Source organism: Nocardia colli, assembly GCF_008704205.1.
Lineage (GTDB): Bacteria > Actinomycetota > Actinomycetes > Mycobacteriales > Mycobacteriaceae > Nocardia > Nocardia colli.
Genome location: NZ_VXLC01000004.1, coordinates 474,321 through 501,069, shown reverse-complemented (window position 1 = coordinate 501,069; position 26,749 = coordinate 474,321). Strand labels below are relative to the sequence as shown.

22 protein-coding genes are annotated in these 26,749 nt (G+C 70.1%); 14 read left to right on the top strand and 8 right to left on the bottom strand.

Going from position 1 to position 26,749, the window contains the following annotated elements; all coding sequences use genetic code 11:
- Positions 1-7 precede the first annotated feature (7 nt).
- Positions 8-1,153 carry an epoxide hydrolase family protein gene (locus tag F3087_RS14290; RefSeq protein ID WP_150402390.1) on the bottom strand — a complete coding sequence of 382 codons (1,146 nt, stop codon included), beginning with the start codon at positions 1,151-1,153 and terminating at the stop codon, positions 8-10.
- A gap of 97 nt (positions 1,154-1,250) precedes the next feature.
- Here F3087_RS14290 and F3087_RS14285 point away from each other — a divergent pair, with 97 nt between their 5' ends.
- Positions 1,251-2,231 (top strand): helix-turn-helix transcriptional regulator, encoded by a 981-nt coding sequence (locus tag F3087_RS14285; protein WP_150402389.1) that lies wholly within the window; start codon positions 1,251-1,253, stop codon positions 2,229-2,231.
- On the opposite strand, the gene F3087_RS14280 is transcribed toward F3087_RS14285, so the two are convergent.
- Positions 2,216-3,139, bottom strand: coding sequence for an SMP-30/gluconolactonase/LRE family protein (locus F3087_RS14280; RefSeq protein WP_150402388.1), 924 nt, complete (start codon positions 3,137-3,139; stop codon positions 2,216-2,218). The two genes, F3087_RS14285 and F3087_RS14280, sit on opposite strands and share 16 nt — an antisense overlap.
- Before the next feature lie 169 nt (positions 3,140-3,308).
- Between F3087_RS14280 and F3087_RS14275 the strand changes: the two genes are divergently transcribed.
- From F3087_RS14275 to F3087_RS14255, 5 genes are read left to right on the top strand one after another with little or no spacing between them, the layout of a single operon-like run.
- Positions 3,309-4,034: an alpha/beta hydrolase gene (locus F3087_RS14275; protein WP_150402387.1), complete on the top strand. Its 726-nt coding sequence runs from the start codon at positions 3,309-3,311 to the stop codon at positions 4,032-4,034.
- A 37-nt stretch (positions 4,035-4,071) separates the two neighbouring features.
- Complete coding sequence (locus F3087_RS14270; protein WP_150402386.1) at positions 4,072-4,512, top strand: hypothetical protein; 441 nt, start codon at positions 4,072-4,074, stop codon at positions 4,510-4,512.
- Positions 4,505-5,830 (top strand): WXG100 family type VII secretion target, encoded by a 1,326-nt coding sequence (locus tag F3087_RS14265; protein ID WP_150402385.1) that lies wholly within the window; start codon positions 4,505-4,507, stop codon positions 5,828-5,830. The genes F3087_RS14270 and F3087_RS14265 overlap by 8 nt, the downstream gene beginning before the upstream one ends.
- A complete protein-coding gene (locus F3087_RS14260; RefSeq protein WP_150402384.1) occupies positions 5,827-6,597 on the top strand; it encodes an ESX secretion-associated protein EspG in 771 nt (256 codons plus the stop codon). The genes F3087_RS14265 and F3087_RS14260 overlap by 4 nt, the downstream gene beginning before the upstream one ends.
- Before the next feature lie 22 nt (positions 6,598-6,619).
- Positions 6,620-7,144 (top strand): gamma carbonic anhydrase family protein, encoded by a 525-nt coding sequence (locus tag F3087_RS14255; protein ID WP_150402383.1) that lies wholly within the window; start codon positions 6,620-6,622, stop codon positions 7,142-7,144.
- Positions 7,145-7,225: 81 nt separating this feature from the next.
- Here the strand turns inward: F3087_RS14255 and F3087_RS14250 are convergent, their stop codons facing one another.
- Both F3087_RS14250 and F3087_RS14245 read right to left on the bottom strand, forming a co-directional pair.
- Positions 7,226-7,849 carry a phosphoribosyltransferase gene (locus tag F3087_RS14250; protein ID WP_150402382.1) on the bottom strand — a complete coding sequence of 208 codons (624 nt, stop codon included), beginning with the start codon at positions 7,847-7,849 and terminating at the stop codon, positions 7,226-7,228.
- A gap of 87 nt (positions 7,850-7,936) precedes the next feature.
- Complete coding sequence (locus F3087_RS14245) at positions 7,937-8,785, bottom strand: carbon-nitrogen hydrolase family protein (protein ID WP_150402381.1); 849 nt, start codon at positions 8,783-8,785, stop codon at positions 7,937-7,939.
- Positions 8,786-8,847: 62 nt separating this feature from the next.
- Between F3087_RS14245 and F3087_RS14240 the strand changes: the two genes are divergently transcribed.
- Both F3087_RS14240 and F3087_RS14235 read left to right on the top strand, forming a co-directional pair.
- The gene (locus tag F3087_RS14240) at positions 8,848-10,638 is read left to right on the top strand and encodes a DEAD/DEAH box helicase (protein ID WP_150402380.1); all 1,791 of its coding nucleotides are present in this window, start codon (positions 8,848-8,850) and stop codon (positions 10,636-10,638) included.
- 210 nt (positions 10,639-10,848) lie between these two features.
- The gene (locus F3087_RS14235) at positions 10,849-14,214 is read left to right on the top strand and encodes an AAA domain-containing protein (RefSeq protein ID WP_223885064.1); all 3,366 of its coding nucleotides are present in this window, start codon (positions 10,849-10,851) and stop codon (positions 14,212-14,214) included.
- 11 nt (positions 14,215-14,225) lie between these two features.
- Here F3087_RS14235 and F3087_RS14230 read toward each other — a convergent pair whose 3' ends face one another.
- Both F3087_RS14230 and F3087_RS14225 read right to left on the bottom strand, forming a co-directional pair.
- Positions 14,226-15,404 carry an amino acid deaminase/aldolase gene (locus F3087_RS14230; RefSeq protein ID WP_150402378.1) on the bottom strand — a complete coding sequence of 393 codons (1,179 nt, stop codon included), beginning with the start codon at positions 15,402-15,404 and terminating at the stop codon, positions 14,226-14,228.
- Positions 15,405-15,488: 84 nt separating this feature from the next.
- Positions 15,489-15,968: a TetR family transcriptional regulator gene (locus tag F3087_RS14225; RefSeq protein ID WP_150402377.1), complete on the bottom strand. Its 480-nt coding sequence runs from the start codon at positions 15,966-15,968 to the stop codon at positions 15,489-15,491.
- Between the two features lie 416 nt (positions 15,969-16,384).
- On the opposite strand from F3087_RS14225, the gene F3087_RS14220 reads away from it, so the two are divergent.
- Positions 16,385-17,131, top strand: coding sequence for a tyrosine-protein phosphatase (locus F3087_RS14220; protein WP_150402376.1), 747 nt, complete (start codon positions 16,385-16,387; stop codon positions 17,129-17,131).
- Between the two features lie 7 nt (positions 17,132-17,138).
- Here the strand turns inward: F3087_RS14220 and F3087_RS14215 are convergent, their stop codons facing one another.
- Positions 17,139-18,404: a class I adenylate-forming enzyme family protein gene (locus F3087_RS14215; RefSeq protein ID WP_150402375.1), complete on the bottom strand. Its 1,266-nt coding sequence runs from the start codon at positions 18,402-18,404 to the stop codon at positions 17,139-17,141.
- 92 nt (positions 18,405-18,496) lie between these two features.
- Entirely contained in the window at positions 18,497-19,291 is a 795-nt protein-coding gene (locus tag F3087_RS14210; RefSeq protein WP_150402374.1) for an enoyl-CoA hydratase/isomerase family protein, read from the bottom strand.
- A gap of 38 nt (positions 19,292-19,329) precedes the next feature.
- Here F3087_RS14210 and F3087_RS14205 point away from each other — a divergent pair, with 38 nt between their 5' ends.
- From F3087_RS14205 to F3087_RS14185, 5 genes are all read left to right on the top strand, one after another.
- Positions 19,330-20,352, top strand: a complete 1,023-nt coding sequence (locus F3087_RS14205) for a glutathione S-transferase family protein (protein WP_150402373.1) — start codon at positions 19,330-19,332, stop codon at positions 20,350-20,352.
- A gap of 97 nt (positions 20,353-20,449) precedes the next feature.
- Positions 20,450-21,181, top strand: a complete 732-nt coding sequence (locus F3087_RS14200) for a hypothetical protein (RefSeq protein ID WP_150402372.1) — start codon at positions 20,450-20,452, stop codon at positions 21,179-21,181.
- 5 nt (positions 21,182-21,186) lie between these two features.
- A complete protein-coding gene (locus F3087_RS14195; protein WP_223885063.1) occupies positions 21,187-22,182 on the top strand; it encodes an ABC transporter ATP-binding protein in 996 nt (331 codons plus the stop codon).
- On the top strand, positions 22,179-22,961 hold the full coding sequence (locus F3087_RS14190; protein WP_150402370.1) for an ABC transporter permease: 783 nt from the start codon (positions 22,179-22,181) through the stop codon (positions 22,959-22,961). Before F3087_RS14195 ends, F3087_RS14190 begins: the two co-directional genes overlap by 4 nt.
- Positions 22,962-23,018: 57 nt before the next feature.
- Positions 23,019-26,690, top strand: coding sequence for an ABC transporter ATP-binding protein (locus F3087_RS14185; RefSeq protein WP_150402369.1), 3,672 nt, complete (start codon positions 23,019-23,021; stop codon positions 26,688-26,690).
- Positions 26,691-26,749 lie beyond the last annotated feature (59 nt).

Below are 26,749 nucleotides of genomic sequence, written 5' to 3'. Positions count from 1 at the left end.
ATTCGGCTCAGCTCAGCTCGGCGAAGAAGGCCCGGATGTCGGCGACGTGCATGCGCGGACGTTCCATCGGGACGAAGTGATTGCCGGTGTTGCCCTCCGGCCAGTGCACGATGTCGTTGTCGCGCTGGGCAAGTCGCAGCATCAGCGCCGAGCCGCCGGCGTAAACGCCGGTCGGCACCAGCTTTTGGCCCTTCGGCCAGGCGAATCCGTGCTCGCCCAGGCCGTTGTACATCGGCCAGGACGAGGTGGCCGCGGTATTGGTGAACCAGTACAGGCTGATGTTGGTCAGCAGGTGGTCGCGGTCGATGACGTCCTCGGCCCGATCGGCGAGCGGGGCGAATTCGTTGAACTTGTGCATCAGCCAGCCGAGCAGGCCGACCGGGGAATCGGTCCACCCGTGCGCGAAGGTCTGCGGCGCGGCGTGCAGCAGGACGTGGTGGTTCACCCCGGTCATCCACTTCTGCATCTGATCCCATTCCGCCCGCTCGTCCGGGGTCATGGTCGGCACGTCGGCCGCGCTCGGCATGCCGACGCCGCCGTCGATGTGCGCACCGAGCACCCGATCCGGTGCGGCGATCGCCAGCTCGGGCACCACATACGCGCCGAGATCCCCGCCCTGGGCACCGAATCGCCGGTAGCCGAGGCGGTCCATCAGCACGAGCCACATCTCGGCCACTCGACGCGGCGTCATCCCCAGTTCGTGCGGCGCCTCCGAGAACGCGAAGCCGGGCACCGACGGCACGACCACATGGAACGCCTGCGCCGGGTCGAGGCCGTGCTTGCGCGGATCGGCGAGCAGGCCGATGGTCTTGGTGAATTCGACGAAGGTGTTCGGCCAGCCGTGGGTCAGGATCAGCGGCACCGCGTCCGGCTCGGGTGAGCGCACGTGCACGAAATGCACGTCCAGGCCGTCGATTTCGGTGATGAACTGGGGGAACTCGTTGAGCGCCGCTTCCTGTGCGCGCCAGTCGAACTCGGTGCGCCAGTATTCGGCGAGCTCGCGCAGGTAGGCGACCGGAACGCCACGGTCGCGGCCCGAACCGGGCAGCTGCGGTGACCAGCGCGCGCGGCGCAGCCGGTCGTGCAGGTCGTCCAGGTCCGCCTGCGCGATATCGATGCGAAACGGGCGAACGGCGATGCGGTGGTCGGTCATCGGTGCGGCTCCTTGCGTGTGGGGCTGGCGATCTATGCACCACGCTAGAACCCATGTAGGACCATTTATGTCCTAGTTATCTGGAATCCTCGGATTCATGAACGACACACCCGCACGGCTGCTTCGCCTGCTGTCGCTGCTGCAGACACCACGGGAATGGCCGGGTAGCGAACTGGCCGAACGGCTCGGCGTCACCGACCGGACGGTGCGCCGCGATATCGATCGTCTGCGTGAGCTGGGCTATCCGGTCGAGGCGACGATGGGAGCCGCGGGCGGGTATCGGCTGGTCGCGGGGTCGGCGTTGCCGCCGCTGCTGGTCGAGGACGACGAGGCGGTGGCCATCGCGGTCGGGCTGCGGGCGGCGGCGGGTTACGCGGTCGCGGGCATCGAGGAGTCGTCGGTGCGGGCACTGACCAAGCTGGAGCAGGTGCTGCCGGCGAAGCTGCGCCGCCGGGTGCGGGTGCTCGGCACCGCGCTGGCGCTGCCGGCCGACACCGGTCCGCTGGTGGATCCGGAGGTGTTGACGGCGCTGGCCGCGGCCGTAACCAACAGGGAGCGGGTGCGTTTCACGTATCGCGACGGTGGTGGCGCGGAATCGCGGCGGCATGCCGAACCGGTCGGCCTCGCACCGTCGCGGCACCGGTGGTATCTCGTGGGGTATGACGTCGACCGCGACGATTGGCGCATCTACCGGGTCGATCGGATCGAACGTCCGCAGCCGACGGCGGCGCGCTTCACGCCACGCGAACTACCCGTCGCCGATCCTGCGGCGTACGTCGCCGGACACCGAACCAACTGGGGCACAACGACTTTCCGGCTATCGGTCACTTTTCACGCGGCCGCGCAACGGATCGCCGGCCGGTTGGGTGACCAGCCCGGCGACGTCATCGGGATCGACGAGCGCACCTGTCGCCTGGACACCCTCCGGGACGACTCCCCGGAGTGGTTGGCGCACAGGCTGATCACCCTCGGCGTGGACTTCGAGGTGCACGAACCACCGGAACTGATCCACGCGTTGCGCACGGTATCCGCGCGGATCGAACGTGCCGTCGGCCCGGAAGCTCAGCGCGGCAACTGAACCCGCAGGACCGCACCGCCCTCGGTACCGGCCAGCAGCTCGTCCGGCCGTCCGGGCGTGGCGACGACCGACGTCAGCGGCTCGCCGGACAGCACCGCGCAGGCCGCGCCGGTGACCGGATCGACGCGGACCAGCTGGCCGGAAAGCGTGGTGGCGTACAGGATGCCGTCGGCATCGACGAGCAGATCGTCGGCGAAATCCGGGACACCGGGCAGCGACGAGGCGAGGTTCGCGACCACCGTTTGACTACTCGGGTCGTCGATCGAAATCCGGAGAACCTGACCGAGCGGACCTCCGTTCGCCGTCACATAGAGCGAGCGCCCCTGCGCGACAATGCCATTGGCGCCGAGCTTCGCCGCCTTCCCGGTCCAGGCGGGGTCGATGCTCCCGTCCCGGCGCACGCGGATCACACCGACCGTGGACGCGACGTAGAGATCGCCCGTCTCGTCGAAGGCCGCGCCATTGGGGAACGTGAACCCGGAAACGAAGACCTCGGGTTTCGGGTTCACGGCCGCCGGATCGAACCGGACGACGCCGCCGGGCCGGACCACGCTGGTGGGCGAGTCGCCGTAGACGACATAGAGCAGTCCGTCCGGTCCGCTGCGCACAGCGCCGGGGAATTCGACGGGAACGGTCGCGGTCAGTGCGCCCGAACGGTCGTACCGCTGCACCTCGTTGCGGTAGAGCCGGGACACCCACAGGTTGCCCTGCGCGTCGTAGCCGACGTTCTCCGACCAGTCGAGCATCGGCACCCCGGCGGGGACCGCGGTCGCGGCGAGCGCGGGCGCGCACGCGGCGATCGGCTGTGCGGCGCCGATCGGGTCCGCGGCAGCGATGGGTGCGGTGCACGCCAGCGCGACCAATAGGGCGGGGCACAGCAAGGAACCTGGGCGGCGGAGTGTTCTCAACGGGCACCTCGGGTCTCGGCAGAACGGCACGGCAATCGGCTGGAAGTCTAGCCACCTGAACAGAAGCGGTCCGTTCTCACACCGCGTGTGGCCGGGGCGAAGACCGCCGCGCCCGCTCGGCGTCGGCATGAAGTCCCCTGAGCGACAAAATATTTGGCAAGATCAGGGCATGCCATTTTTCGACGGCGAGCGCGGCCGGATGCACTATCGGCGGTGGCCGGTCGAAAACAGCGTCGCGACGGTGCTGTTGCTCCCCGGAATCGGTCAGCACAGCGGTCACTATCACCGCTTCGCCCGCACACTCAAGACCGCCGACATCGGGACGTGGGCGCTCGATACCTACGGCCAGGGCCTCAGCGAGGGCGAGCACGGCAACCCCGGCACCCTGGCGGAACTGGTCGCGGACGCGCGGATGCTGTTCGATCTCGTCCGCGCCACGGAGCCGGGACCGCCGCTGGTCCTGATGGGGCATTCACTCGGCGCGGTCACCGTGCTCGGCCTGTTCGGCGCGGCGGAACCGGAGGCGCGCGAGACGACCGCGGGCACCGCCGCGCTGGAACGCGCCTATCCGCTGCGACCGGCCATCGCGGCCGACGCGGTGCGCGGTCTGGTGCTGTCCGGCGTATCGAAGCGGGCGCTCGGCGGCGGCACCCCCGACGCGCTGGGAACACCACTGCCGCGCGGCCTTCCGATCCTCGCGGTGCACGGCGTCGAGGACCGGCGGGCGCCGATTGATGCGGTCAGGGTATGGACTCAGCGCCACGAATCGGTAGATTTACGCGAGTACACCGATGCCGGGCACGATCTTCTGCACGAGCCGGTGCACGCGCGGGTCACTGCCGACATCGCGGACTGGATGCAGGGTGCCGTCGTGGGGTTGGCCCGGCGCCCGTGAACTGAGCCTGCTCAGAGATGAGGAAGGGGGACGCCAGATGCCAGCTGACGAGAACGCCAACGGGGTCGGGAGCCCGGATCTGTCGGCTTTCGCGGCGCCGGGAGCCAGTGCCGCCGGACTACACAGCGCGGTCAACGACGGGGACCTGTGGATCGACCGCGTGCTCGTGGCGGACGGGGTGCACGAACGCTGCGCGCGCCGCTACGAGCAACTCGCCAATCAGATCGAGGATCAGATCCGCACGCTCAGCGCCGCCTCGTCGCTGCCCGGGTTCGGCGGCTTCGCCTCCGGTGACGCGCTGCGCGCAGGCTTCGAGAACAAGGCGCACGGCGCGCTCACCCGGATGTGGGAATACGCCGAAGCCGCCAGAGAACTCGCGCTGACCTTCCGGGCCGCGGGCGCGGCCTACCACCGGGCGGACCATGTGCTCGCCTCCGCCGTCGGCCGGATCGACGTCGAGGGGGCGGCGCATGCGTAAGTTGCCACGCACGCCCGAACGGTTGCTCGCCAGGCACAACGATCCGGCGTACGCGCCGAACGTCGAGGTCTTCGACAACCTGACCCATCAGGAAATCCACGACAAGGTGCAACTGCTGAATCCCGCCGTGCTCACCGGCGGACAGCAGGCCTGGGGCGACGCGGCGGCCGGGCTGGCCGAGGCGATCTCGCAGGCGCACATCGAGATTCGGGCGGACATCGCCGACGGCTGGCGCGGCAGCGCGGCGCAGCAGGCGGTCGAGGCCGTATACGGGTTCGAACAGACCGGCCAGGATCTCGCGGACGTGCTCGCGGTGGTCTCGCAGCGACTCGGCCAGGCGGGCGACGCGGCGGAGGCGTTGCGGGCCGCGGTGTCCGCGCCGTCCGGGAAGGCGCCCGATCTGGGTGCCGCTCTGCTGGATCCGACCCAGGCGACCAGCAATGTCGTCGACCAGAAGACGACCGAGCACACGCGGCAGGACATCGTGCGCTCGATGAACGACATCTACGCCGGGGTGTTCATCCCGACCGGCAACAACGTGCCCGCGTTCCTGGACGAGCAGTTCGGCGACGCGCCGGCCGCGTCGAACGGGAGCCCGGCCGCCAAGCTCACGGGACCCGGGAGCGACGCGGGAACGCCGGTCGCCCAACAGATTCCGGCGCAAGCCCCGGCAGCCGCGACGCAACCGGTCGAGGCGCAGGCCGCCGACGCACCGGCCGCCGAGCAGGCCGCGCCCAAGGAACAGCAGCCCGCGGAAACCCCACCCGCGACGGTGGCCGCGTCGAGCGCGGTCACCGATGCCGGAAGCCCCGCCACACCGGCGGCGCCCCGGGTCACCGCGGCCGCGGCGGATACTCCACTGTCCTTGGTGCCGTCCGCGACCCGCCCGCACATCGCGCCGGCATCGGCGGCCGCGGCACCGAGCACCACCACCGCGTCGACGGCCCAGCCGCTCAGCGTGCCGGGCACCCCGGGCACCGTGGGCGCGGGCACCCCGGACGAACAACGCAAACGCGAGGAGCGCCGGACCAACTCGCCCAGCACCGGCGACGCGGTCACCGGGCTCGGCGCGGGCGCGATGGGCGGCCTGATGGGCGGCGCGATGGCCGTCGGCGACGCACCCCGCCAGGGCTCCAGCGTCGCCGCCGGCGCCGCGGCGAACGCGCGCGCCCCGCGCTTCGACGACGAGGACGAGGACGACTTCCACTTCGACGACCTGCCGACCTACCTCGAACCGGCCGATGACAACGGCGAGCTGATCGGCGCCATCGATCCGACCACGCCGCCGGTGCTCGGCGAGTGGACCGAGCTGGAGTGAATTGGACGCTGACGCCGGACCAGTTCGCGCTGGCCTGGGCGCGCACCGACGGTGATCGGATCCCCTATCCGCTGGCCGTCCGGTTGTCCGCGCGCGACACCGACGAGCGGGACGCGCAACTACCGGCCTTACAGAGCTGGTGCGATCGGGTGCTCGACCCCGACCTGGAGGCGACGCTGCGTGTGCTCGGCGCGCCGGAACTGCGGATCGAGGTGTTCGGCGAGCGGGATGCCGAGCCGGGTTCGGCCGCGGGCATCCGGCCGGTGCGGGTGCTCGGCGCCGCGGCGGGCAATGTCGCGGTGGTGGCCGCGCAGCGTCCCGGCGCGACCGCAGATCGCGGCGGCGACATCCGGTTGTTCGTCGGCAGCGTGAAAAGCCTGACCGCCCGGGTCGTTTCGATGCTGCCGGAGCGCACCCCGGGCACCACCCCGCGACTGACCGCGCCGCTGGCCCGGGTCGGCGAGGACAGCCGCGACCTGGTCACCGTGCCGGTCGCCGGTCCGACCGTGCCCAGCCGGATCCGCCGCATGCTGCGGCAACCGCGCGACGGCATCGGCCAGATCGTGGTGTCCGCTCGGCGCGGCGACGGCGAGTTGCGGCCGTTCGGGGTGCTCTGCTGGATCGATGTGGTCGACGACGGCCGCTACTCGGTGCGCACCGGCACGGATGTGGACATCATTCCGGTGACCGCACACGGATTCATCGCACAGCTGCGACCGATGGTCACCGCGGCCGAACGGGCGGGCGCTTACGCCGACCGCTGGTGAGCCGCGGCGTTACGGTGGGCGAATGCCCCTCTATGAATTCGAAGGCAAACGCCCGCAAGTCGATCCGACCGCGTTCATCGCACCGACCGCGACCCTGATCGGCGACGTGCGGGTGGAAGCGGGCGCCTCGATCTGGTACGGCGCGGTGCTGCGCGCGGACCTGGCGCCGATCATCATTCGCGAACGCGCCAACATCCAGGACAACGCGGTGCTGCACGTGCCGCCGGACGTGCCGATGGAGATCGGCGCGGGCGCGACCATCGCGCACAGCGTGGTGTTCCACGGCGCATCGGTCGGCGCGGAAGCCATTGTGGGCAACGGAACCACGGTGCTGGATATGGCGAAGATCGGCGCGGGATCGATGATCGCGGCACACTCGCTGGTGCAGCCGGGCACCGAGATCCCCGACGGCGTGCTGGCCGCGGGCTCCCCCGCCGTGGTGAAGCGGCCGATCGAAGGCACCCAGGCGCAGATGTGGATCCAGCTCAACCCCGGGTTCTATGCCGAACTGGCGCAACGCCATCGCCAGGGGATCACCGAGGTCTGACACACGCACCATTTCTGATTTCCCGCACCGAAAATCGCATGCAATTCCAGGTGCGGGAAATCAGAAGTGGTGCGGCGAAGCTCAGGCGAGGAGGGTGGTGACCTCGTCGTCCTCGAGCTGGTGGAAGTCTTCGTAGGCGGTGCCGACGCCGCCGAGGGTCTCGGGCACCAGCGGGCAGACGATCTGATCGGCTTCCGCGGCGACTCTGCGCAGGGCCTCGGCCGAGGAGACCGGGATCGCGACCACGACCTGGGCCGGATGATGCCGGCGGGCGACCCGGCAGGCGACCACCACGGTCGCGCCGGTCGCCATTCCGTCGTCGACGATCACCACGGTGCGTCCGTCCAGCGGGATCGATTCCGCGTCGCCGCGCCACACCATCCGGCGGCGATCCAGCTCCACCCGCTCGAGGTCTTCGATCTCGGCGAACTCCTGCGGCGTTATCCTGATGTGCGACAACACATCCGAGTTGAGCACCCGGACCCCGCCCTCGCCGATCGCGCCCATCGCCAGCTCCGGCTGCCACGGCACGCCGAGCTTGCGGACCAGCAGGATGTCGAGGTCGCCGCCGATGATCTCGCGCAACCCGGCGGCCACCGGTACCCCGCCGCGGGGCAGGCCGAGCAGCAGCGGATGGGTCGCGCGCAGGTTGTCCAGATGCGTGGCGAGCGCGCGACCGGCGGCTGTCCGATCGGTGTAGATCATCCACTGAAACGCTACGCCGACCGGTCGCCCGATCTGTCCGCTTCGCGATACTGCGCCGATCCGCCGCCGATCGCTCGGCGTGCCGGGTCAGCCGCGTTCGGCGATCGCGAATCGGCGCAGGGCAAGGCTCGGATTGGTGGTGCGGACCTCGGCCAGCCGGGCGAGGTCGATGCCCGCGGTCAACACGCCCGGTTCGTCGCCCAATTCGGTGAGCACGGCGCCGGTCGGATCGATGATCATCGAGGCGCCCGCCCCGAGCGGCGCGGCCTGATCGGCGGCGGCCACATAAACGGTGTTCTCGATGGCCCGGGCGCGCAGCAGCGTCGTCCACTGATCCACCTTGGCCGGACCGGGAATCCACTGGGCCGGCAGCACCAATACCTGAGCGCCCGCGGCGGCCACCCGGCGGATGCCCTCCGGGAAGCGCAGATCGAAGCAGGTCTGCAATCCGAATGTCACGTCCGCCACAGTGAAGGTGGCCGGCGGCTCGATCGCGCCGGCCTCGATCACCTCCGATTCGAGGTGTCCGAAGGCGTCGTAGAGATGGACCTTCCGATACGTCGTGACGAGATCTCCGTCCGGCCCGAGGACGACGAGGGTGTTGCGGATCCGGCTACTGTCCGGCGCGATCTGTTCGACCGTTCCGGCCACCAGATGGACCCCGAATTCACGTGCGAGTTCGCCGAGTCCGGTGACGAACGGCCCGGTCAGAGGTTCGGCGGCGGCCACGACGCGCGCGTCGAGCCGGGTGACGGCAAACATCGAGTATTCCGGCGCGACCACCACCGACGCGCCTCGCTCGGCCGCCGCGCGGACGTGCTCGCGCAGCGTGGAAAGGTTGGCCGACGGGTCGGTGCCGGGGGCGAACTGGACGACCGCGACGTCCAGCTGGTTCGGTGCTGTGGTCTGATTCGTTTCGGAGCTATCCAGTTGCATAGGTCTCACCGTATTGGGGCGGTGGCCGGGCAAGCCAGCACGAGGCAGTAAACTCCTGGTCAATGAGTACCAATCAGGTCGACAGCGTTCCTGGCGACAACGACAGGGACACCGACGGCCCGACCTTCGCCGATCTCGGGATCGATGACCGCATCCTCGCGGCCATCGCCGATGTGGGCTATGAGTCGCCGTCGCCGATCCAGGCTGCGACGATTCCGCCACTGCTCACCGGCGCCGATGTGGTCGGCCTCGCGCAGACCGGCACCGGCAAGACCGCCGCGTTCGCGATCCCGATCCTGATGGGTCTCGAAACGTCCGGCAAACTTCCGCAGGCCCTGGTGCTCGCGCCGACCCGCGAGCTCGCGATCCAGGTGGCCGAGGCGTTCGGCCGCTACGCCACGCACATCCCCGGGCTGCACGTGCTGCCGATCTACGGCGGCCAGGCCTACGGCGTGCAGCTGTCCGGCCTGCGCCGGGGCGCGCACGTCGTGGTCGGCACGCCCGGCCGGGTGATCGATCACCTGGAGAAGGGCACGCTCGACCTGTCCCAGCTGAAGTATCTGGTGCTGGACGAGGCCGACGAAATGCTGAAAATGGGCTTCCAGGAGGACGTCGAGCGCATCCTCAAGGACACGCCGTCGACCAAGCAGGTCGCGCTGTTCTCGGCCACGATGCCCGCGGCCATCCGCAAGATCTCCAAGCAGTACCTGAACAACCCGGTGGAGATCACGGTCAAGTCGAAGACCTCCACCGCCACCAACATCACCCAGCGCTGGGTGCAGGTGTCGCATCAGCGCAAGCTGGACGCGCTGACCAGGGTGCTCGAGGTCGAGTCGTTCGAGGCGATGATCATCTTCGTGCGCACCAAGCAGGCCACCGAGGAGCTGGCCGAAAAGCTGCGCGCCAGGGGCTTTTCCGCCGCCGCGATCAACGGCGACATCGCGCAGAACCAGCGTGAGCGCACCATCGGGCAGCTCAAGTCCGGCGCGCTGGACATCCTGGTCGCCACCGACGTGGCCGCGCGCGGCCTGGACGTGGACCGCATCTCGCACGTGGTCAACTACGACATCCCGCACGACACCGAGTCCTACGTGCACCGCATCGGCCGCACCGGCCGGGCCGGGCGCAGCGGCGAGGCCCTGCTGTTCGTCGCGCCGCGCGAGCGCCACCTGCTCAAGTCGATCGAGCGGGCCACCCGGCATCCGCTGGAAGAGATGCAGCTGCCCAGCGTCGACGACGTCAACGCGCAGCGCGTGGCCAAGTTCGGCGACAACATCACCGAGAGCCTGACCTCGTCGAACCTGGCGCTGTTCCGCAGGCTCATCGAGGATTACGAACGCGAGCACGACATTCCGCTGGTCGACATCGCGGCGGCACTGGCCGTGCTGTCCCGCGACGGCGACAACTTCCTGATGCAGCCCGAGCCGCCGGAGCCGGTGCGCGAGCGCCGCGAACGCCCGGATCGCCCGCGCCGCTTCGAAGGTGAGGACGACCGTTCCGGTTTCGGTCAGCACAGCCGGGCCAACGGCACCGAGCTGGCCACCTACCGGATCAGCGTCGGCAAGCGGCACCGCGTGGTGCCCGGCGCGATCGTCGGCGCCATCGCGAACGAGGGCGGCCTGCGCCGCAGCGACTTCGGGCACATCAGCATCCGGCCCGACCACAGCCTGGTCGAACTTCCCGCGGACCTTCCCCCGGAGACCCTGGAAGCGTTGCGTCGCACCAGGATCAGCGGCGTACTCATCCAGCTGACCCCCGATCAGGGTCCGCCCGGACAGCGTTCGTTCACCCGCGGACCGCGCCGCGAGGGCGCGCCGGCGAAGCGACCGGAGCGGCGTAAGCCACGCTCCTGACCCGGGGAGGGTTCCCCGAGGTCAGTCGCGCTAGCTACAGTGTTGCCGTCCGGGCGTAATTAGTGCCGACGGCAGCGGGTGTCCCGCGAAAACTCGAGACGTGATGAGCGACAATGGCGCAGCCTGCTCTGGGCGACTATTGCGCAGCCCGTTCATCGTCGCCGACCGGGTGCGGGTGTCCCGCAAGACACAGGAGGGCCGCGTTTGTTCGTGTTCGGTGATCGTGTCGTCTGCTCCGCCGTCGACCTCGTGCGCGCGGCGCGCTGTGAATTCGCGCTGCTTCGCGCCCTCGACACCGAACTCGGCACGATCGCGGCCGATCCGGAGACCGCCGCCGACTGGGCGCCCGAGCCGCGCACCTGGTTCGACGACTCGCGCGACCGCAGGCTCAGCGACTTCCGCGACCGGTTCGGCAGCTCGATGGTGGAGATCCAACGCCCGCAGCACAACTCGGACAGCCCGCAGGCGCTGATCGCCGCGTTGACCGCCGCGCACGCGGAGACCGTCGCGGCGCTGCGCGCCGGGGTGCACGTGATCCACGGCGCCACCTTCTTCGACGGAACCTTCGACTGCTCCGGCGATTTCCTGGTGCGCGCGGGTCATCGGGTGCGCTACACGGTGCACGGCACCGCGCACAGCAAGGGCGACCGGGTCGGCGCCGCACTGGAACTCGCCGCCTGCGCCGACGCGGTGGACCACAGCGGATCGCTGACCGGTCCGCTGCTGCGGCTACATCTCGGCGAGGACAACACCGCGTACGCGCTCAGCGATCTGATCCCGGTGTACCGGGCGCGCCGGCACAGGGTCGAACGCATCCTGGACGAGAAACTCAGCGAGCTGCTACCCGTGCAGTGGGGCGATCCCCGCTACCTCGCCTGCGGACGCTGCGGAACCTGCACGACGGCCTCGGCGGCCGCGCGGGATCTGCTGCTGGTAGCGGGCATGCCGACCACGACCAGGGCCCGGCTCCGCGAGGCCGGCGTGAGCACCATCGACCGACTGGTCAGCACCGAGAACACCGTCCGCGGCGTGCCGCCGCGCACCTTCACCGCGCTGCGCCGCCAGGCCGAAATCCAGCTGCGCCGGGAGGATTCGGGCCGGCCGACGCACAGCCTGATCGACCCGATCGCGCTCGGCGCGCTACCCCCGCCCTCCCCCGGCGATCTCTCGCTCACCGTCGACGGGGGCGGGCGTACGCCGCTGGCCGTGGATGTCGGCGGGCCGGGCACCGTGCACCTCACCTTCCGCGGACCGTTCGGCGTCGAGGGCGAGCCGGGCAGCGAGGCGGCGGGGCAGCGGCGCGCGCTGGAGGAGGTGCTCGACTATCTCGCGCAGCGGCGGCGGATGTATCCGGACATGCACGTCTACCACTACACCTCCGCGGTGCGCTCGGCGCTGCTGCACTGCACCGGCAGTTCCGGTGTCGGCGAGGAGATCGTGGACGAACTGCTGTGCGACGGCGTGCTGGTGGATCTGTATCCGATCGTGCGCAATGCGCTGATCATCGGCGAACGGTCCTACCGGTTGAGCAGGCTCGCGCGGCTGCTGCCCGGTGCGGCGCATTCGCCGGCGGCTGAACGGGATTGCCTGACCGTGCTCCGGCTGCGCGACTGGCTCCTGGATCGGGCGGCCGAGCAGCGCATCGACCCGCAGGCGATCACGCTGGAGCGGGCCGGATCCTGGTGTCAGGTGGCCGGCCCGGACGAGCTGGAACCGATTCCGCCGTCGCGGCCCTCGTCGTTCGAGGCGGCGCTCGCCGAATACGCCGCGGCGCAGGACGAACCGCGGCACACCGCCGCCATGATGGCCGCGGCGCTCGGGTATCACCGGCGGGAACGGCAGCCGCTGTGGTGGGCGCACGTCGATCGGCTCAGTCATCCGGTCGACGAATGGGCCGACGCGCCAGGGGTTCTGGTCGCCGAGTGGGGCACCGTCGACACCAAGTGGCATCGCAGTCCGGACCGGCCGACCATGCGCCGGTATCTCACGCTGACCGGACGGATCGGGTCGAGTTGGAGTGCGGGCGGGCCGGGACCAGCGACCGTGCTGACGCCGGGCGCCACCGTGTACACGTTCTATGACCGGCCCGCCGCCGCGGGAATGGTCACCGCCGTCGGACGCCGGGCCACCGCCGTCGCCACCGTGCTCGGCTGCTCGGTGGACGCCGAATTCGACGACACCGTCCGGCTCGAGGAACTGCTGCCCGACGGCTGCGAACCCTACGACGAACTACCCACCGCGATCGCCCCCGGCCTACCCGCGTGGGACTGGAACGCCGAGACCGCGGTCGAATTCGCCGCCCAGCAGCTGCTTGTCGCGCTCCCGGAGATCCCCGAGGGCGCCGTGTTCGACCTGCTCGCCCGCCGCCCGCCGCGCCTGCGCAACGGCGCCGCGCTGCCCGAAGTGCACGGCGACCACGCCGCCGCGATCACCGCCGCGATGCGCGAACTCGATCACTCCTACCTCGCCGTGCAGGGACCCTCCGGCACCGGCAAGACCTCTACCGCCGCCCGCGTGCTGGAACGCCTGGTCACCCGGCACAAGTGGCGGATCGGCATTGTCGGGCAAACGCATTCGACGGTGGAGAACCTGCTGGACGCGCTCGTGCGGGTAGGCGTACTGCCGGAGCTCGTCGCGAAGAAAGACGTCGAGTCGGTGGCCCCCGAATGGGTGGTCATCGATGCCTCCCGCTTCTCCCGCTTCCTGGACAACGCCATCAGCGGTTGCGTACTCGGCGGCACGCCAACGGATTTCGCAAACGAGGAGATGGTGCCGCGCGAGGCGCTCGATCTGCTGGTGATCGCGGACGCGGGGCGCTTCCCGCTGGCCGACGCGGTCGCGGTCGGGGTCAGCGCGCGAAACCTGTTGCTGCTCGGCGATCCGGTGCCGCCGGCCACGCACAGCGCGCACCCGGAGCCGGTCGGCGAATCGGTGCTCGGCTGGCTCGCCGAGGGGCGGCACACGCTGCCCGGCGAACGCGGCTACTTCCTGGATCGCACCTGGCGGATGCATCCGCAGGTGTGCGACCCGATCTCCCGGCTGTACTACGACGGACGGCTGCGGTCCAACGAAACCGTCACGCTCGCACGGGAACTCGACGGCGAGGCGCCCGGGGTGAGCACCGTCCTGGTCCCGCATCACGGCAATGCCACCGAATCCGCGGCCGAGGCGCGCGAGGTGGTCCGCCGGGTGCGCGCGCTGCTCACGATGAACTGGACCATCGGCACGCTGACCAGGCGACTGCATCCGCACGACATCTTCGTGGTCGCGCCGTACGCGGCGCAGGTCGGGCGGATTCGCACGCTGCTCGCCCGGGCCAAGATCGAGGACGTGCTCGTCGGCACGCCGGACCGGTTCCGCGGCCGGGAGGCGGCCGTGGTGCTGCTCTCGATGACCACGTCCAGCCCGGCCGACGCGCCCTACGGGATGCCATTCCTGTTGTCCCGCGCGCTGATTCACGCGGCGCTGTGCCGCGCGATGTGGAAGGCCGTGATCATTCGCTCACCGCTGCTGAGCGAGTACCTGCCCGCCTCGCCGGACGAGCTGCCCGACCTGGCCGGTTTCCTGCGACTCTGACGAAATTCGGCTCAGCCGAAGCACTTTCCTTCGCCGCGGTAGGTGGGGACGGTGGTCCGGGTGCCGTCGGAATCGACCAGATGCACCGTGTCGAAACGCTCACACAGCTCGCCCGCCTTGGCGTGCCGGAACCAGACCCGGTCGCCGATGCGCAGCTCCGACGCACCGGTCAGCGGCGTCTGCACCTCGCCCGCGCCTTCGGTGCCGATCAGGCCTAATCCCTTCGGCCACACCGGCTTCGGCACGCGCGAGGCCCCGGTCGGGCCGGACGCGATGTAGCCGCCCGCGAAAACCGTGGCGATGGAAGGGGTCGGGCGGCGCAGCACCGGCGTCGCGAAAAACAGTGCGGGCCTTGGGGTGAAGGACCGGTAGTGGTCGAACAGCGTGGGCACGTACAGCCCGGAACCCGCGGTCACCTCGGTGACGTCCGGGTCGGCGGTGCTGACCTCGATGGACCCGGAGCCGCCGCTGTTGACGATCTCCAGCTTGCCGGTCACCGACCGCACCGCGTCGAGCACGCGCGTGCGGCGCTTGGTGATCTCCGCCGCGGACGCCCGCTTCATCAGACGCAGCGCGACATTGCTGTCCGGCATGCCGGCGATCTGCGCCTCGTAGGTCATCACGCCGACCACGTCGAACTTGCGCCGCAGCGCCTCGCTCGCGAGAGTGGCGGCCTGTTCCGGCGTGCGGATCGGCGAGCGGCGGACGCCGAGGTGGATCGGGCCGATGCGCAGGGAGGCGTCGACGTCGAGGCACACCCGCGGGCGCACCCGGTCGGTGCCGACGGCGGCGCGGATGAGGGTCAGCTGGTCGACATCGTCGATCATCAGCGTGATGGACCGCAGCAGGGTCTCGTCGGCGGCGAGTTCGGCCAGGCCGGCGCGGTCGACGGTCGGGTAGCCGAGCAGGATGTCGCGGGCGCCGCGGCGGACCAGCCAGATGGCCTCGGCCAGGGAGTAGGACATGATGCCGGCGAAGCCGCCGGCGGCGGTCAGCTCGTCGCCGAGCACGGTTTCGAGGATGGCGCGACAGCGCACGGATTTGCTGGCGACCCGCACCGGGACACCGTTCGCGCGGCGCGTCAGATCGGCGGCGTTCGCGCGCAGAGCGGTCAGATCGAGGGCGGCCAGCGGCGGGTCGAGCTCGGCGGTGGCCGCGTGCAGCCCCGCAATGGGAGATGTCTCGCTCACAAAAACAACTCAACCATCAAACTGGTCAAACGTCCAGTATTTGCGGGTTCCTCATTTTCCGAGGTCACCGCGCCCCTGAGCCGACTAGATCTCGGCGGCCCTGGTCGCCAGGCTGCTCACCAGATCGTCGAGCACCACCAGCATTGTCTCGTCATTGCAGTCGGCCAGCCAGCGCAACACGGTGCCTTGCAGCACCGAGACCGCGTAGGCGGCGATGGCCTCGACCGGCTCCAGCCACTGCGCGCCCGAACGATCGGCGCAGAGTTGTAGGAAGGCGGCGACCTCGGTGTCCATCTCCCGATAGACGGCGGACGCGGCCGGGTCGGCTATGCAGTCGGTCTGCACTGCCCACCGCTCGCGCAGGGTCTGCACCGTCGCCTCGTAGGCCTGGACCTGCTTGGCCGGCGCGGCCTTGACCAGCGGCCAATACGCGCTCACGCCGGCATGCAGTAGCACCCGTAGCGCGCGCACACCTCCATGGTCCAGTGACGCGGCCGCCTTTTCGACGGCCTCGCAGATGGTCGGCCGCAGCCGAACCACTGCGGTGTCTCCTCGTACGCTCAACGACGACTCCCTCGGCGAAAAGATCTCGCGCACCCTCGTCGGCGCGACTCGTCGAACATGGCGGGCAATTCGCTGGAAATCCCAGGCTGCCCGGTCCAACGTTCATCAATGGTAGAGGGTTTCCGGGGTTTGAGAACAGGTTCAGTGGGTAATTCCAGACTGAAAGAATGTTTTGTTACCCAAACGGAATAGTGGGGGTACCACTCCGCCCTGTCCGGATTTCCCTCCCTCGGGGTCACTCTCAGCCCTGCCCGGCCGATAAGCAGACCGTTGTCCACTGTACGGGCGGGCTCGAAGGCACCCCGAATCCTGTGGCCGATCACACAGGTGAACCGCGCAAATCGGTCACCTACCGGTGTGCGGTTCGATCCATGAACGACACCCGCTCGATGCCGACGGCCGGATAGCCTTGGTCGGTGACTCTCTCGCCGCCAGCCGACCAGTACTTCATCTCCGGCACCTTCAACTTCCGCGACCTGGGTGGACTGCGCACCGACGACGGCGCGAAGATCCGCCCCGGCGTGCTGCTGCGCTCGGCGCAGCTGACCGGCCTCGACGAGGCGGGCCTGGCCGCCCTGCGCACCCTGCGGGTCAGCGACGTGCACGACCTGCGCGGCGAACGCGAGATCGACCACATCGGCCACGACCGGGTGCCCGAGGGCGTCCGGGTGAACGTCACCCCGTTCGACGCGCGGATGGCCGAGGCGCCGCCGCACCACACCGACGCGCAGGGCGCGTTCACCCACATGCTCGAGGTCTACCGGATGTTCCCCGCGCTGCCCGAGGCGCACGCCGCGATCGCCGCGCTCGCGGAGTCGATCGCGCGTGGCGACGGCGCGGTGCTGGTGCACTGCGCGGCGGGCAAGGACCGCACCGGCTGGGCCATCGCCACGCTGCTGCGCGCGGTCGGGGTGTCCGAGGCCGACGTGCGCGCCGACTATCTGGAGAGCAACGGCGCCGTCCCGGCGTTGCGCGCCATGATGACGACGAAACTGCTGGGCGGCGAGGAACTTTCGATCGACCTGCTCGGCGTGCGCGAGGAATACCTCAGCACCGCCACCGCATCGATGCACGAGTTGCACGGTGACGTCGGCACCTATCTGACGGCCGCCGGGATCACCCCGGAGCTGCGGGCCCGGCTGCGCGAGCGGATGCTGGAGTGAGACAGCATCATTCGTCCTGAGCCGGACCGCGGCGGACCAGGCCGTCGGCATCGATGGTGACCTGATCGCCGGTGTGGAACCAGGTTCCGGTGAAGCGGGCGGCGGTGGTGGTCGGGTCGTTCCAGTAGCGCGGGCAGACGTTCGGGCCGCGGCACAGCAGTTCGCCGTGACCGGCCTGCGCCTGCGGGCCCCACAGCGCCAATTCCGTACCGCCGAACGGGAATCCGAGCACGGTGTCGGCGTCGGCCGCCGGTTCCGCGTCGTCGACGGCGAGGCCGATGCCGCTGGTTTCGGTGGCGCCCCAGATGGACCATTGCCGTGCGGCCGGGAACATGTCCCGCAATTCGGCGGCCAGGTCGGCGGGAGTGGCGGGCGTGGCGGCGCGCTCGCCGCGGTGCCCGGCCTTGCTGATCCGGGCGATGTCCTCGGTGCGCACGCCGTCGGCGCGCAGCGCGGCCAGTTCGGGCAGCAGTCCGGCGAAGATCCGCGGCGTCGCCGAGACCATGTCGATCCGTTCGGCCACAATGGCTTCCGCGAGTCCCCGGTTGTCCCGGGCCAGCACGACGGTGCCGCCGACGGCGAAGGTCGGCAGCAGCTGATCGACACAGCCGCTGGCATGGGCGAGCGGCAGCAGCACCAGGTTGCGCAGCCCGTCGGTCGGCAGATCGAGCGCCGAGACCACCGAACGTATTGCCGACAAGAGGTTTTCGTTGGTCAGCTCCACGCCCTTGGGCGCGGTGGTCGCGCTGAGCTGAGTCCCGCTGGTGTAGCTGAGCAACGCCAGATCACCCAGGGCCGCACCGTCATCGATGAACGCCGCACCGTCGGGCAGGTCGGCGCCGCGCGCGATCTCCCGGCCGAGCACGAAATCCGCACTGCTGTCGGCGATCACCCGCTCGGCCACCGCGTCCGGCAGGCCGTCGTGCACCAGCACCGGCACCGCGCCGCTGAGCAGCGCGCCGAGAAACGCCTGTACCCAGCGGACACCGGTGGGCATGTGCACGGCGACCCGATCGCCGTAACCGATGCCGTGCTCCTGCAATCCGCCCGCGATGCGCGAGGCGGAATGCCACAGCTCCCGATAGGTCAGCCGCGGGCCGCCGATCTCGACCACGGCCTCGCGCTGGGAGAAGGCGTGCACCTGTAGATCGAGTAACTCGGTGAGCGCCGGGGTGAGGTTGCCGTAGCGCAGCACGCCGTCGGCCGCGCGCGCCAGCGGGTTAGCACTGGCATACGGGCGGGTCAGGGGGTATTCGACGAGCAACTGCGACATTCGTCCTCCGCGCGCCTCGAGTCAGCAGGCCCTGCGACTATATGACGCGAGTCACATTTTAGCCGGGAGAGGCGACGAACGTGTCCGGTCTGTCACCGCCCGGTGTAAGTCGCCTTCCCCGGACCGACCTCGAGGAAGCTGCGCACCGCGCCTTTCAGGTCGGCGGTGTCGAACAGCGCGCCGGACACCTCGGGCGTCACCGAATCCGCGTGTGCGACACCGCCGGAACGCCACGCCTCGATGATCTGCTTGGTCGCGGCGTGCGCCCGCGTCGGGCCGTTCGCCAGGCGGTGCGCCAATTCCCTTGCCGCCGTGTCGACGTCGTCGTGGATCGCGTTGACCACGCCCCAGTCCGCCATGGTCGCCGCGGCGTACAGGTCGCCGGTCATCACGAATTCGCGCGCCCGGCCCGAGCCGGCGCGTTCGGCGAGTCGCTGCGGCCCGCCCATCGACGGCGTCAGCCCGACCACGGTCTCCACCAGGCCGAACTTCGCCTTGGGCGCGGCCAGGATGATGTCGCAGGCCAGCGCGATCTCGAACGCGGCGGTCAGGGTGAGGCCGTGCGCGGCGAACACCACCGGGCACGGCAGCGCCTCGACCGGGTGGATGATCTGCGCGAACAGGGTCCGCCACAGTTCGGCGCCCTGCTCGACCGACAACCCGTCGAAGACGTGCACGTCCACGCCGCCGGAAACCAGCTTGCCCTCGGCGCGCAGCAGGACCGCGCGCGGCGGGTTGGCCGACAGCTCGGCGACGTCCTCGATGAGCGCGTCGAGCATCGCCCGGTCGAAGAGGTTCAGCGGCGGATGGGCGAGCGTCAGCGTCGCCACCTCCGCGCCGCCGTCGGTGATTTCGCGTTCCAGGCGAGTGGCCTTCGTATCGGTCATCCGGTCAGACTAAGTGCTACGTCTGCGAGACTGTCCAGGTGACCAAGTCGGCGGAAAGCGGCTCCTACGTCGAGCCCGGCGAGTTCAAGCGGGATACGAACTACATCACCACGCGAATCACGGCCGACGGCCGCGATGGCTATGCCGTCGAGCCGGGGCGCTACCGGTTGATCGCGGCGCGGGCCTGCCCGTGGGCGAATCGCACGCTGATCGTGCGGCGCCTGCTCGGGCTGGAGGGGGTGCTGTCGCTGGGGTTGTGCGGACCGACGCACGACAAGCTCAGCTGGACCTTCGATCTCGATCCCGGCGGCGTCGACCCGGTGCTCGGCATCCCCCGGCTGCGCGACGCGTATCTGGCCCGGTTCCCGGACTATCCGCGCGGCATCACGGTGCCCGCGGTGGTGGACGTGCCGACCGGGCAGGTGGTGACCAACGATTACGCGCAGATCACCCTGGACTTCTCCACCGAGTGGACCGAGTTCCAGCGCGCGGGCGCGCCGCAGCTGTATCCGGAGGCGCTGCGCGCGGAGATCGACGAGGTGAACCTCGCGGTGTTCCGCGACGTCAACAACGGCGTCTACCGCTGCGGTTTCGCCGGCTCCCAGGACGCCTACGAGGCCGCCTACGATCGGCTGTTCAACCGGCTGGACTGGCTCACGGAACGCCTTGCGACGCAACGCTATCTGGTCGGCGACACGATCACCGAGGCCGATGTCCGGCTGTTCACCACGCTGGCCCGGTTCGACCCGGTCTATCACGGCCACTTCAAGTGCAACCGGTCCAAGCTGAGCGAGATGCCGGTGCTGTGGGCGTACGCGCGTGACCTCTACCAGACACCGGGTTTCGGCGACACGACCGATTTCGGGCAGATCAAGGAGCACTACTACGTGGTGCACCGCGACATCAATCCCACCGGAATCGTGCCCAAGGGGCCGGACCTGGAGAACTGGCTGACCCCGCACGGCCGGGAAGCGTTGGGCGGCCGCCCGTTCGGCGACGGCACCCCGCCCCCGCCGCCGGCGCTGGCCGAACGAGTGCCCGCGCTGCGCCAACCGGACTGATGGAACCGATCAGGCTGGGTACATCGTTGTCATGACGAGCTGATTGCGGCTGGTGCCATACAGTTCACTCAGCAGACCGAAGAGGAGGGTGCCGCCGATGTTCAAAGGCGCGTTCGAGAAGACGGTGGTCCAGCTACTCGATACCGGGTCTCGCCTGCAAGGGCCCGCGGTCGCCAAGTATGTCGATCGGATCCGGCGTTCCCACCCGTCGGAAAGTCCCGCGCAGATCATCGAGCGGCTGGAGAACCAGTACTTGCTCGCGGTGACCGGCAGCGGCGGCGCGGTCGGCGCGACGGCGGCGGTGCCCGGCGTCGGCACGGTCGCGGCGATCGCCGCGGTCAGCGCGGAGACCACCTTCTTCATGGAGGCCTCGGCCGTGTTCACCCTCGCGGTGGCCGCGGTGCACGGCATCTCGCCGGAGGACAAGGAGCAGCGCCGGGCGCTGGTGCTGGCCGTCGTGCTCGGCGAGGGCGGCATGGACATCGTGCAGAAGACCGTCGGCACCTCGGCGAAGAACTGGGGCACGGTGTTCGCCAACCGGATCCCCGGGCTCTCCTCGATGAACGACTCGCTGCTCAAGCGATTCATCGTCCGCTTCATCACCCGGCGCGCCGCCCTGATGGCGGGCAAGGTCGTGCCGGCGGGCATCGGCGCGGTGATCGGCGGCGTGGGCAACCGGGCGATGGGCAAGACCACGATCAAGAACGCGCGCGAGGCCTTCGGTCCCCCGCCGGTGGTCTGGCCGGCCGACCGGCACCTCATCGTCGACGCCGATCCGCTCACCGCGATCGACCCGACGAAGCCGCAATCGCCGACCAAGCCACAGTGAACGCGGTGCCGTCGCTCGCCTTCTCCGTCCGCGGCCTGACCAAGCGCTACGGTCTGGTTTCCGCCGTCGAGAACGTGAGTTTCACCGTCGCGTCCGGGAGCACCGCAGCCCTGGTCGGGCCGCGCGGCGCGGGCAAGAGCACCATCGCGCGGACGTTGCTCGGGCTGCTCGTGCCGACCTCGGGGACCGCCGCGGTCGGCGGGCCCGGATCGAATCGGGCGCGCGGCGACGCCGATCGGGACATCAGCTCGGCGCGGGTCGTCGGCGGCGTGCTCGCGCCGCGCGGACTGCACCCCGCCCGGACCGCGCGCGACCATCTGCGGGTGTATGCCGCGGCGGTCGGTGTGTCGGATGGGCGCGTCGAGGAGGTACTCGACCTGGTCGGGCTCGGCGAGGAAGCCGGCTCGAAGGGCAGCGCGCTGTCGGCCGGTCAGCAGACCCGGCTGGCGTTGGCGACGGCCGTGCTCGGCGATCCGCCGCTGCTGATCCTGGACGAGCCGATGGACGGCCTGGAAGCCGCGGAACGTGGCTGGCTGCAAGACTTTCTGCGCAGGCACGCCAAGCGCGGCGGCAGCGCGCTGGTGACCAGCGAGAGCCTCGCCGCGGTGCTGCCGGGGGCGGACAGTGTGATCGTGCTGAGCGAGGGTGCGGTGGTCTATCAGGGCACTCCGGCGCGGTTGCGGCGCAGCCATCCCGATCGACTGGTCGTCGCGGCGTCCACGCCGATCGCGCTGGCCACCACGCTGGCCGCACGCGGGTTCACCGACGCGGTGATCCGGCCGGACGGACGGCTCGCGGTGGCCGAGGCGACCGAGACCGATATCCGGAACGCGGCGACGACGGCGCAGGTGCGGCTGGACAGCATCATCCCCGACCTGATCCATCCCGACCGGGTGCTCGCGTCGCTGACCAAGCCGCAGGGTCCGGCGGTCTCGCCCTACCCCGGTCTGTCCGGGGCCGCCCATCATCCGACGCCGACGCCCTACGGAATTCCACGATGATCACGATTGTGCCCCCGGACCTGGTGCCGTCCATCAACTCCGAGGTCCGCAAGGTCAGCACGCTGCCGCTGAGCCGGATCCTCGCGGGCGTGCCGCTGGTGGTCGCGTTGCTCGCGAGCGTGGCCAGCGGGCTGCTGGCGGGCAAGGCCGATCCGCGGAGCGAACCGGTCACCGGTACCGCGACGATCGGGCTCTACGTCGGTATCGCGGTGGTAGTGCTGGCCGCGGCCGTGTTCGGCGCGGTCGGCAGCGGCGGCGAGTACCGGCACCAGAGCATGCCGGTGACCGCGCTGTTCACCGCGGACCGCGATCGGCTCACCGCCGCGAAGCTGTTGGTAACCGGCGTGTTCGCGCTGGCTGTCGCGCTCGCGGTCGAGGTGGTCGCGGTCGTGACGCTCATTGCTTTCGGGCGCGGCAAATTCGACCTCGACCTGGAACTGGCCGCGGTGCTCGGCGGCGGACTGCTCGCCGCGGTCTGCTGGTCGGTGATCGGCGCCGGGCTCGGCCTGCTGCTGCGTTCGTCGTCGAAGGCCATCGCGGTCGTGCTCGGCTGGCTGGTCATCGCCGAGCCGTTGCTCTGGCTGATCGCCAACGGTGTCGGCGCGACCGGCTTCGTCACCCTGTTCCCCGGGTCCGCCACGATCAGCACCATCGCCGTCGGCTCCTACCCCGACAGCGACTTCCTCGCCCCCACGCCCGCCGCGGTCGTGGTCCTGTTGCTGTGGACCATCGGCATCGGGGGCGCGGGCTGGTGGAACCTGCGCCGCCTCGACCTCTGAGCCGGCGCAGCACGGGAACAAAAGACGTGTCGGTGAGCGTCGTTACCGTGGATGGTTATGGGCGGGGTTGTCGAAGCGAGTGCACACACCGAGTCCGCTGAGCGCGACCCGGACGGTCCTGGCTGGATTCGCCGGCTGTGGGCCGAAAGCCGGTCGCACCGGGGCACGCTGGCGGGTCTAGGGGCGGCCGTGCTGGCGGGTGCGGCGGTAGAGATCGCCGGACCGCTGCTGACCAAACGCGCCGTCGATGCCGCGGGCACCGGTGAGACCGCGGTGATCGGTGTGGTCGCCGGGCTGCTGCTGTTGCTGGCGCTCGGCAGGTTCGCGGCCGGGTTCGGGCGGCGGCTGCTCGCCGGCAAGTTGTCGTTGGACGTGCAGCATTCGTTGCGGGTGGATCTGCTCGGCTCGCTGCAACGCCTAGATGGTGCCGGGCAGGACGCGATCCGGACCGGGCAGGTGGTGTCGCGATCGATCACCGATCTGCAATTGGTGCAGGGGCTGCTGGCGATGGTCCCGTTGTCGAGCATGGCGGTGCTGGAGTTCCTGCTCGCCGCGGCGGTGATGCTGTGGCTGTCGCCGCCGCTCGCGGTGCTGGCCCTGCTGGTCGTGCCCGCGATCGCGGTGGTGGTCTATCGGGTCCGGCCGAAGCTGTACGCGGCCACCTGGTCCGCGCAGCAGCGGGCCGCCGATGTTGCGCAGCACGTCGAGGAGACCGTCACCGGCGTACGCGTGGTGAAGGGGTTCGGGCAGGAGGCCCGGATGGTCGACGTGCTCGAAAAGCACAGTCGCACGCTCTATTCCGAGCGAATGCGGGCGGCCGCGGTCGACTCCCGGTTCGCGCCGACGGTGGCCGCGATTCCGCAGCTCGGCATGGTCGGGGTGATCGTGCTCGGCGGATTGCTCGCGTTGCACGGGACGATCGGGATCGGCACCTTCGTCGCGTTCGCGGCCTATGTCGCGACGATGACCGGGACCGCGCGGATCATGGCCGGCGCGCTGGTACTCGCGCAGCTGACCCGCGCCGCGGCCGAGCGGGTGTACCAGGTGATCGATACGTCGCCGATCGTCACCGACCCGCCCGAGCCGACGCCGCTGCCCTCGGGCCCGCTCGGCATCGAAATCGACGCGGTGACTTTCGGATTCGACCCGGAGCAGCCGGTGCTGCGGGAGCTGGACCTGACCGTGCGGCCCGGTGAGACCGTCGCGATCATCGGGCCGGCCGGTTCCGGGAAGACGACGCTCTCGCTGCTGCTCCCCCGGTTCTATGCGCCGAACTCGGGCCATATTCGCTTGTTCGGCAACGACGACGATCGAGTCGATCTCGAGGATCTGCGTGCCGCCGAGCTGCGCAGCGCCATCGGGGTGGTGTTCGACGACCCGTTCCTGTTCTCCGACACCATCGCGGCCAATATCGCCATCGGCCGGCCGGAGGCGACCGACGCCGAGATCCGGCACGCCGCGACCTCCGCCGCGGCCGACGACTTCATCAGCGAACTCCCCGACGGCTACGACACGGTCGTCGGCGAACGCGGGCTCACGCTGTCCGGCGGGCAACGCCAGCGCATCGCGCTGGCCCGAGCACTGCTGGCGCAGCCGCGCATTCTCGTGCTGGACGACGCGACCTCCGCGGTCGACGCGATCACCGAGGCCGCGATCTTCGGCACGCTGCCCGATCAGGCCGGGCGCACCACCTTGATCCTGGCGCACCGGGAATCGACGCTCGCGCATGCCGATCGGGTGATCCGGCTGCCCGCACCGCAGAGCGCGCACCTGCCCACGCACGGCGCGACCGCCGCGATTCCCACCACCGCCGCCAACGGCAGTGCGGGCCGCACCTTCGCGGCCGCGGCCGCCGATCTCACCGAAACGCCTGAGCTGCGCCGGAATATCGCGCTGCTGCCGCCCGCCACCGAACAGCCGAGCATCGATGAGCAGCAGATGCGGCAGCCCGATCCCGAGTTCCGGCTGACCAGGTTGTTGCGGCCGGTCCGCGGGCTGGTGTTCGCCGCGATCGCGTTGCTGCTGCTGGACGCGCTGGTCGGGGTGGCCTTCCCGCCGATCGTGCGGTTCGCCATCGACAGCGGGGTCAGCGGGGACGATGCCGGTGCGCTGGGTGTGGCCGCCGTGCTCGGTCTGCTGCTGGTCGCCGCGGGCTGGCTGGTCGGCGCGGCGAACACGCTGATCACCGCGCGAACCGGCGAACGGGTGCTCTACGGCCTGCGCATCCGCAGCTATGCGCACCTGCAACGGCTCGGGCTCGACTACTACGAGCGGGAACTGTCCGGCCGGATCATGACCCGGATGACGACCGACCTGGACTCGCTGTCCACGTTCATGCAGACCGGGCTGGCGACCACATTGATCGGCGCGCTCACCTTCGTCGGGATCGCGGTCGCGCTGCTGGTGATCGACCTGTCGCTGGCGCTGGTGGTGCTGGCCACGCTGCCGCCGCTATTCGTGGCGACCGCGCTGTTCCGCCGGTTCGCGTCCACGGCGTACACGGTGTCCCGGGAGAACGTTTCCACGGTGAACGCCGACTTCCAGGAGAACGTCGCCGGACTGCGTGCGGTGCAGGCCAATCGGCACGAGCCGGTCGCGGCCCGGCGGTTCGCCGAATACTCCGATCGATACCGGCGCAGCCGGATGCGCGCGCAGGCTTCGATCGCGCTGTACTTCCCGTTCGTCACCGCGTGGTCGGGTGTGTCGCTGGCCGCGGTGATCTTCGTCGGCGCGCGCGAGGTGGCGGCCGGCACGACGACGGCGGGCACGCTGATCGCTTTCGTGCTGTATCTGGATCTGTTGTTCATGCCGGTGCTCGCGCTGTCGCAGGTGTTCGACGGATATCAGCAGGCGCGGGTCGGACTGCGCCGGATCGGCGAACTGTTGCGCACGCCATCGGCGATCGCGATCGATCGCGCCGACTCGGTGCCGATCGAGCAGCGGCTGCACGGCGAGGTCGTCTTCGACAACGTGCGCTTCCACTACCCCGGCGTCGAAGCACTCGCCCTGGACGACGTCTCGCTGACCATTCCCGCGGGCAGCACCCTCGCCCTCGTCGGCCCCACCGGCGCGGGCAAGTCCACCATCGTCAAGTTGCTGGCCCGCCTCTACGATCTCCCGGCCGACGGCACCGGCGCGATCCTGGTCGACGACACCGATATCCGTGATTACCGTCTCACCGACTATCGCGCCCGGCTCGGCATCGTCCCGCAGGAGGCACACCTCTTCAGCGGTGATGTCGCGAGCAATATCGCCTTCGGGAAGCCGTCCGCGACCGAGGCAGATATCGCCGAAGCCGCAGCTGCCGTCGGTGCGAGCGAGATGATCGCCGCCCTCCCGCACGGCATGCGGCAGCCGGTCGGCGAGCGCGGGCGCGGCCTGTCCGCGGGTCAGCGGCAGCTGATCGCGCTAGCCCGTGCCGAGCTCGTGCGCCCCGATCTACTCCTGCTGGACGAAGCCACGGCTACCCTCGACCCGGACGCCGAGGCCTCGGTGCTTGCCGCGAGTCGATCGCTGACCCGTGGCCGGACCACCGTCCTCGTCGCACACCGGCTCGGTACGGCCGCACGGGCCGATCGGATCGCCGTCGTCGAGCACGGCCGGATCGCGGAAATCGGGACCCACGCCGAGCTGCTCGCCGCGGCTGGACCGTATGCCGCACTGTGGTCGGCGGCACGTGAGACCGGGGGAATATTCTTGGTTACGGACAAGTCGTCTTCTATGAGGTGAGGTTTGTCGGGTGGTCAGTCGCTCCGTCGGTTTGCTGCTGGGCCTATCCTCAGATAGGG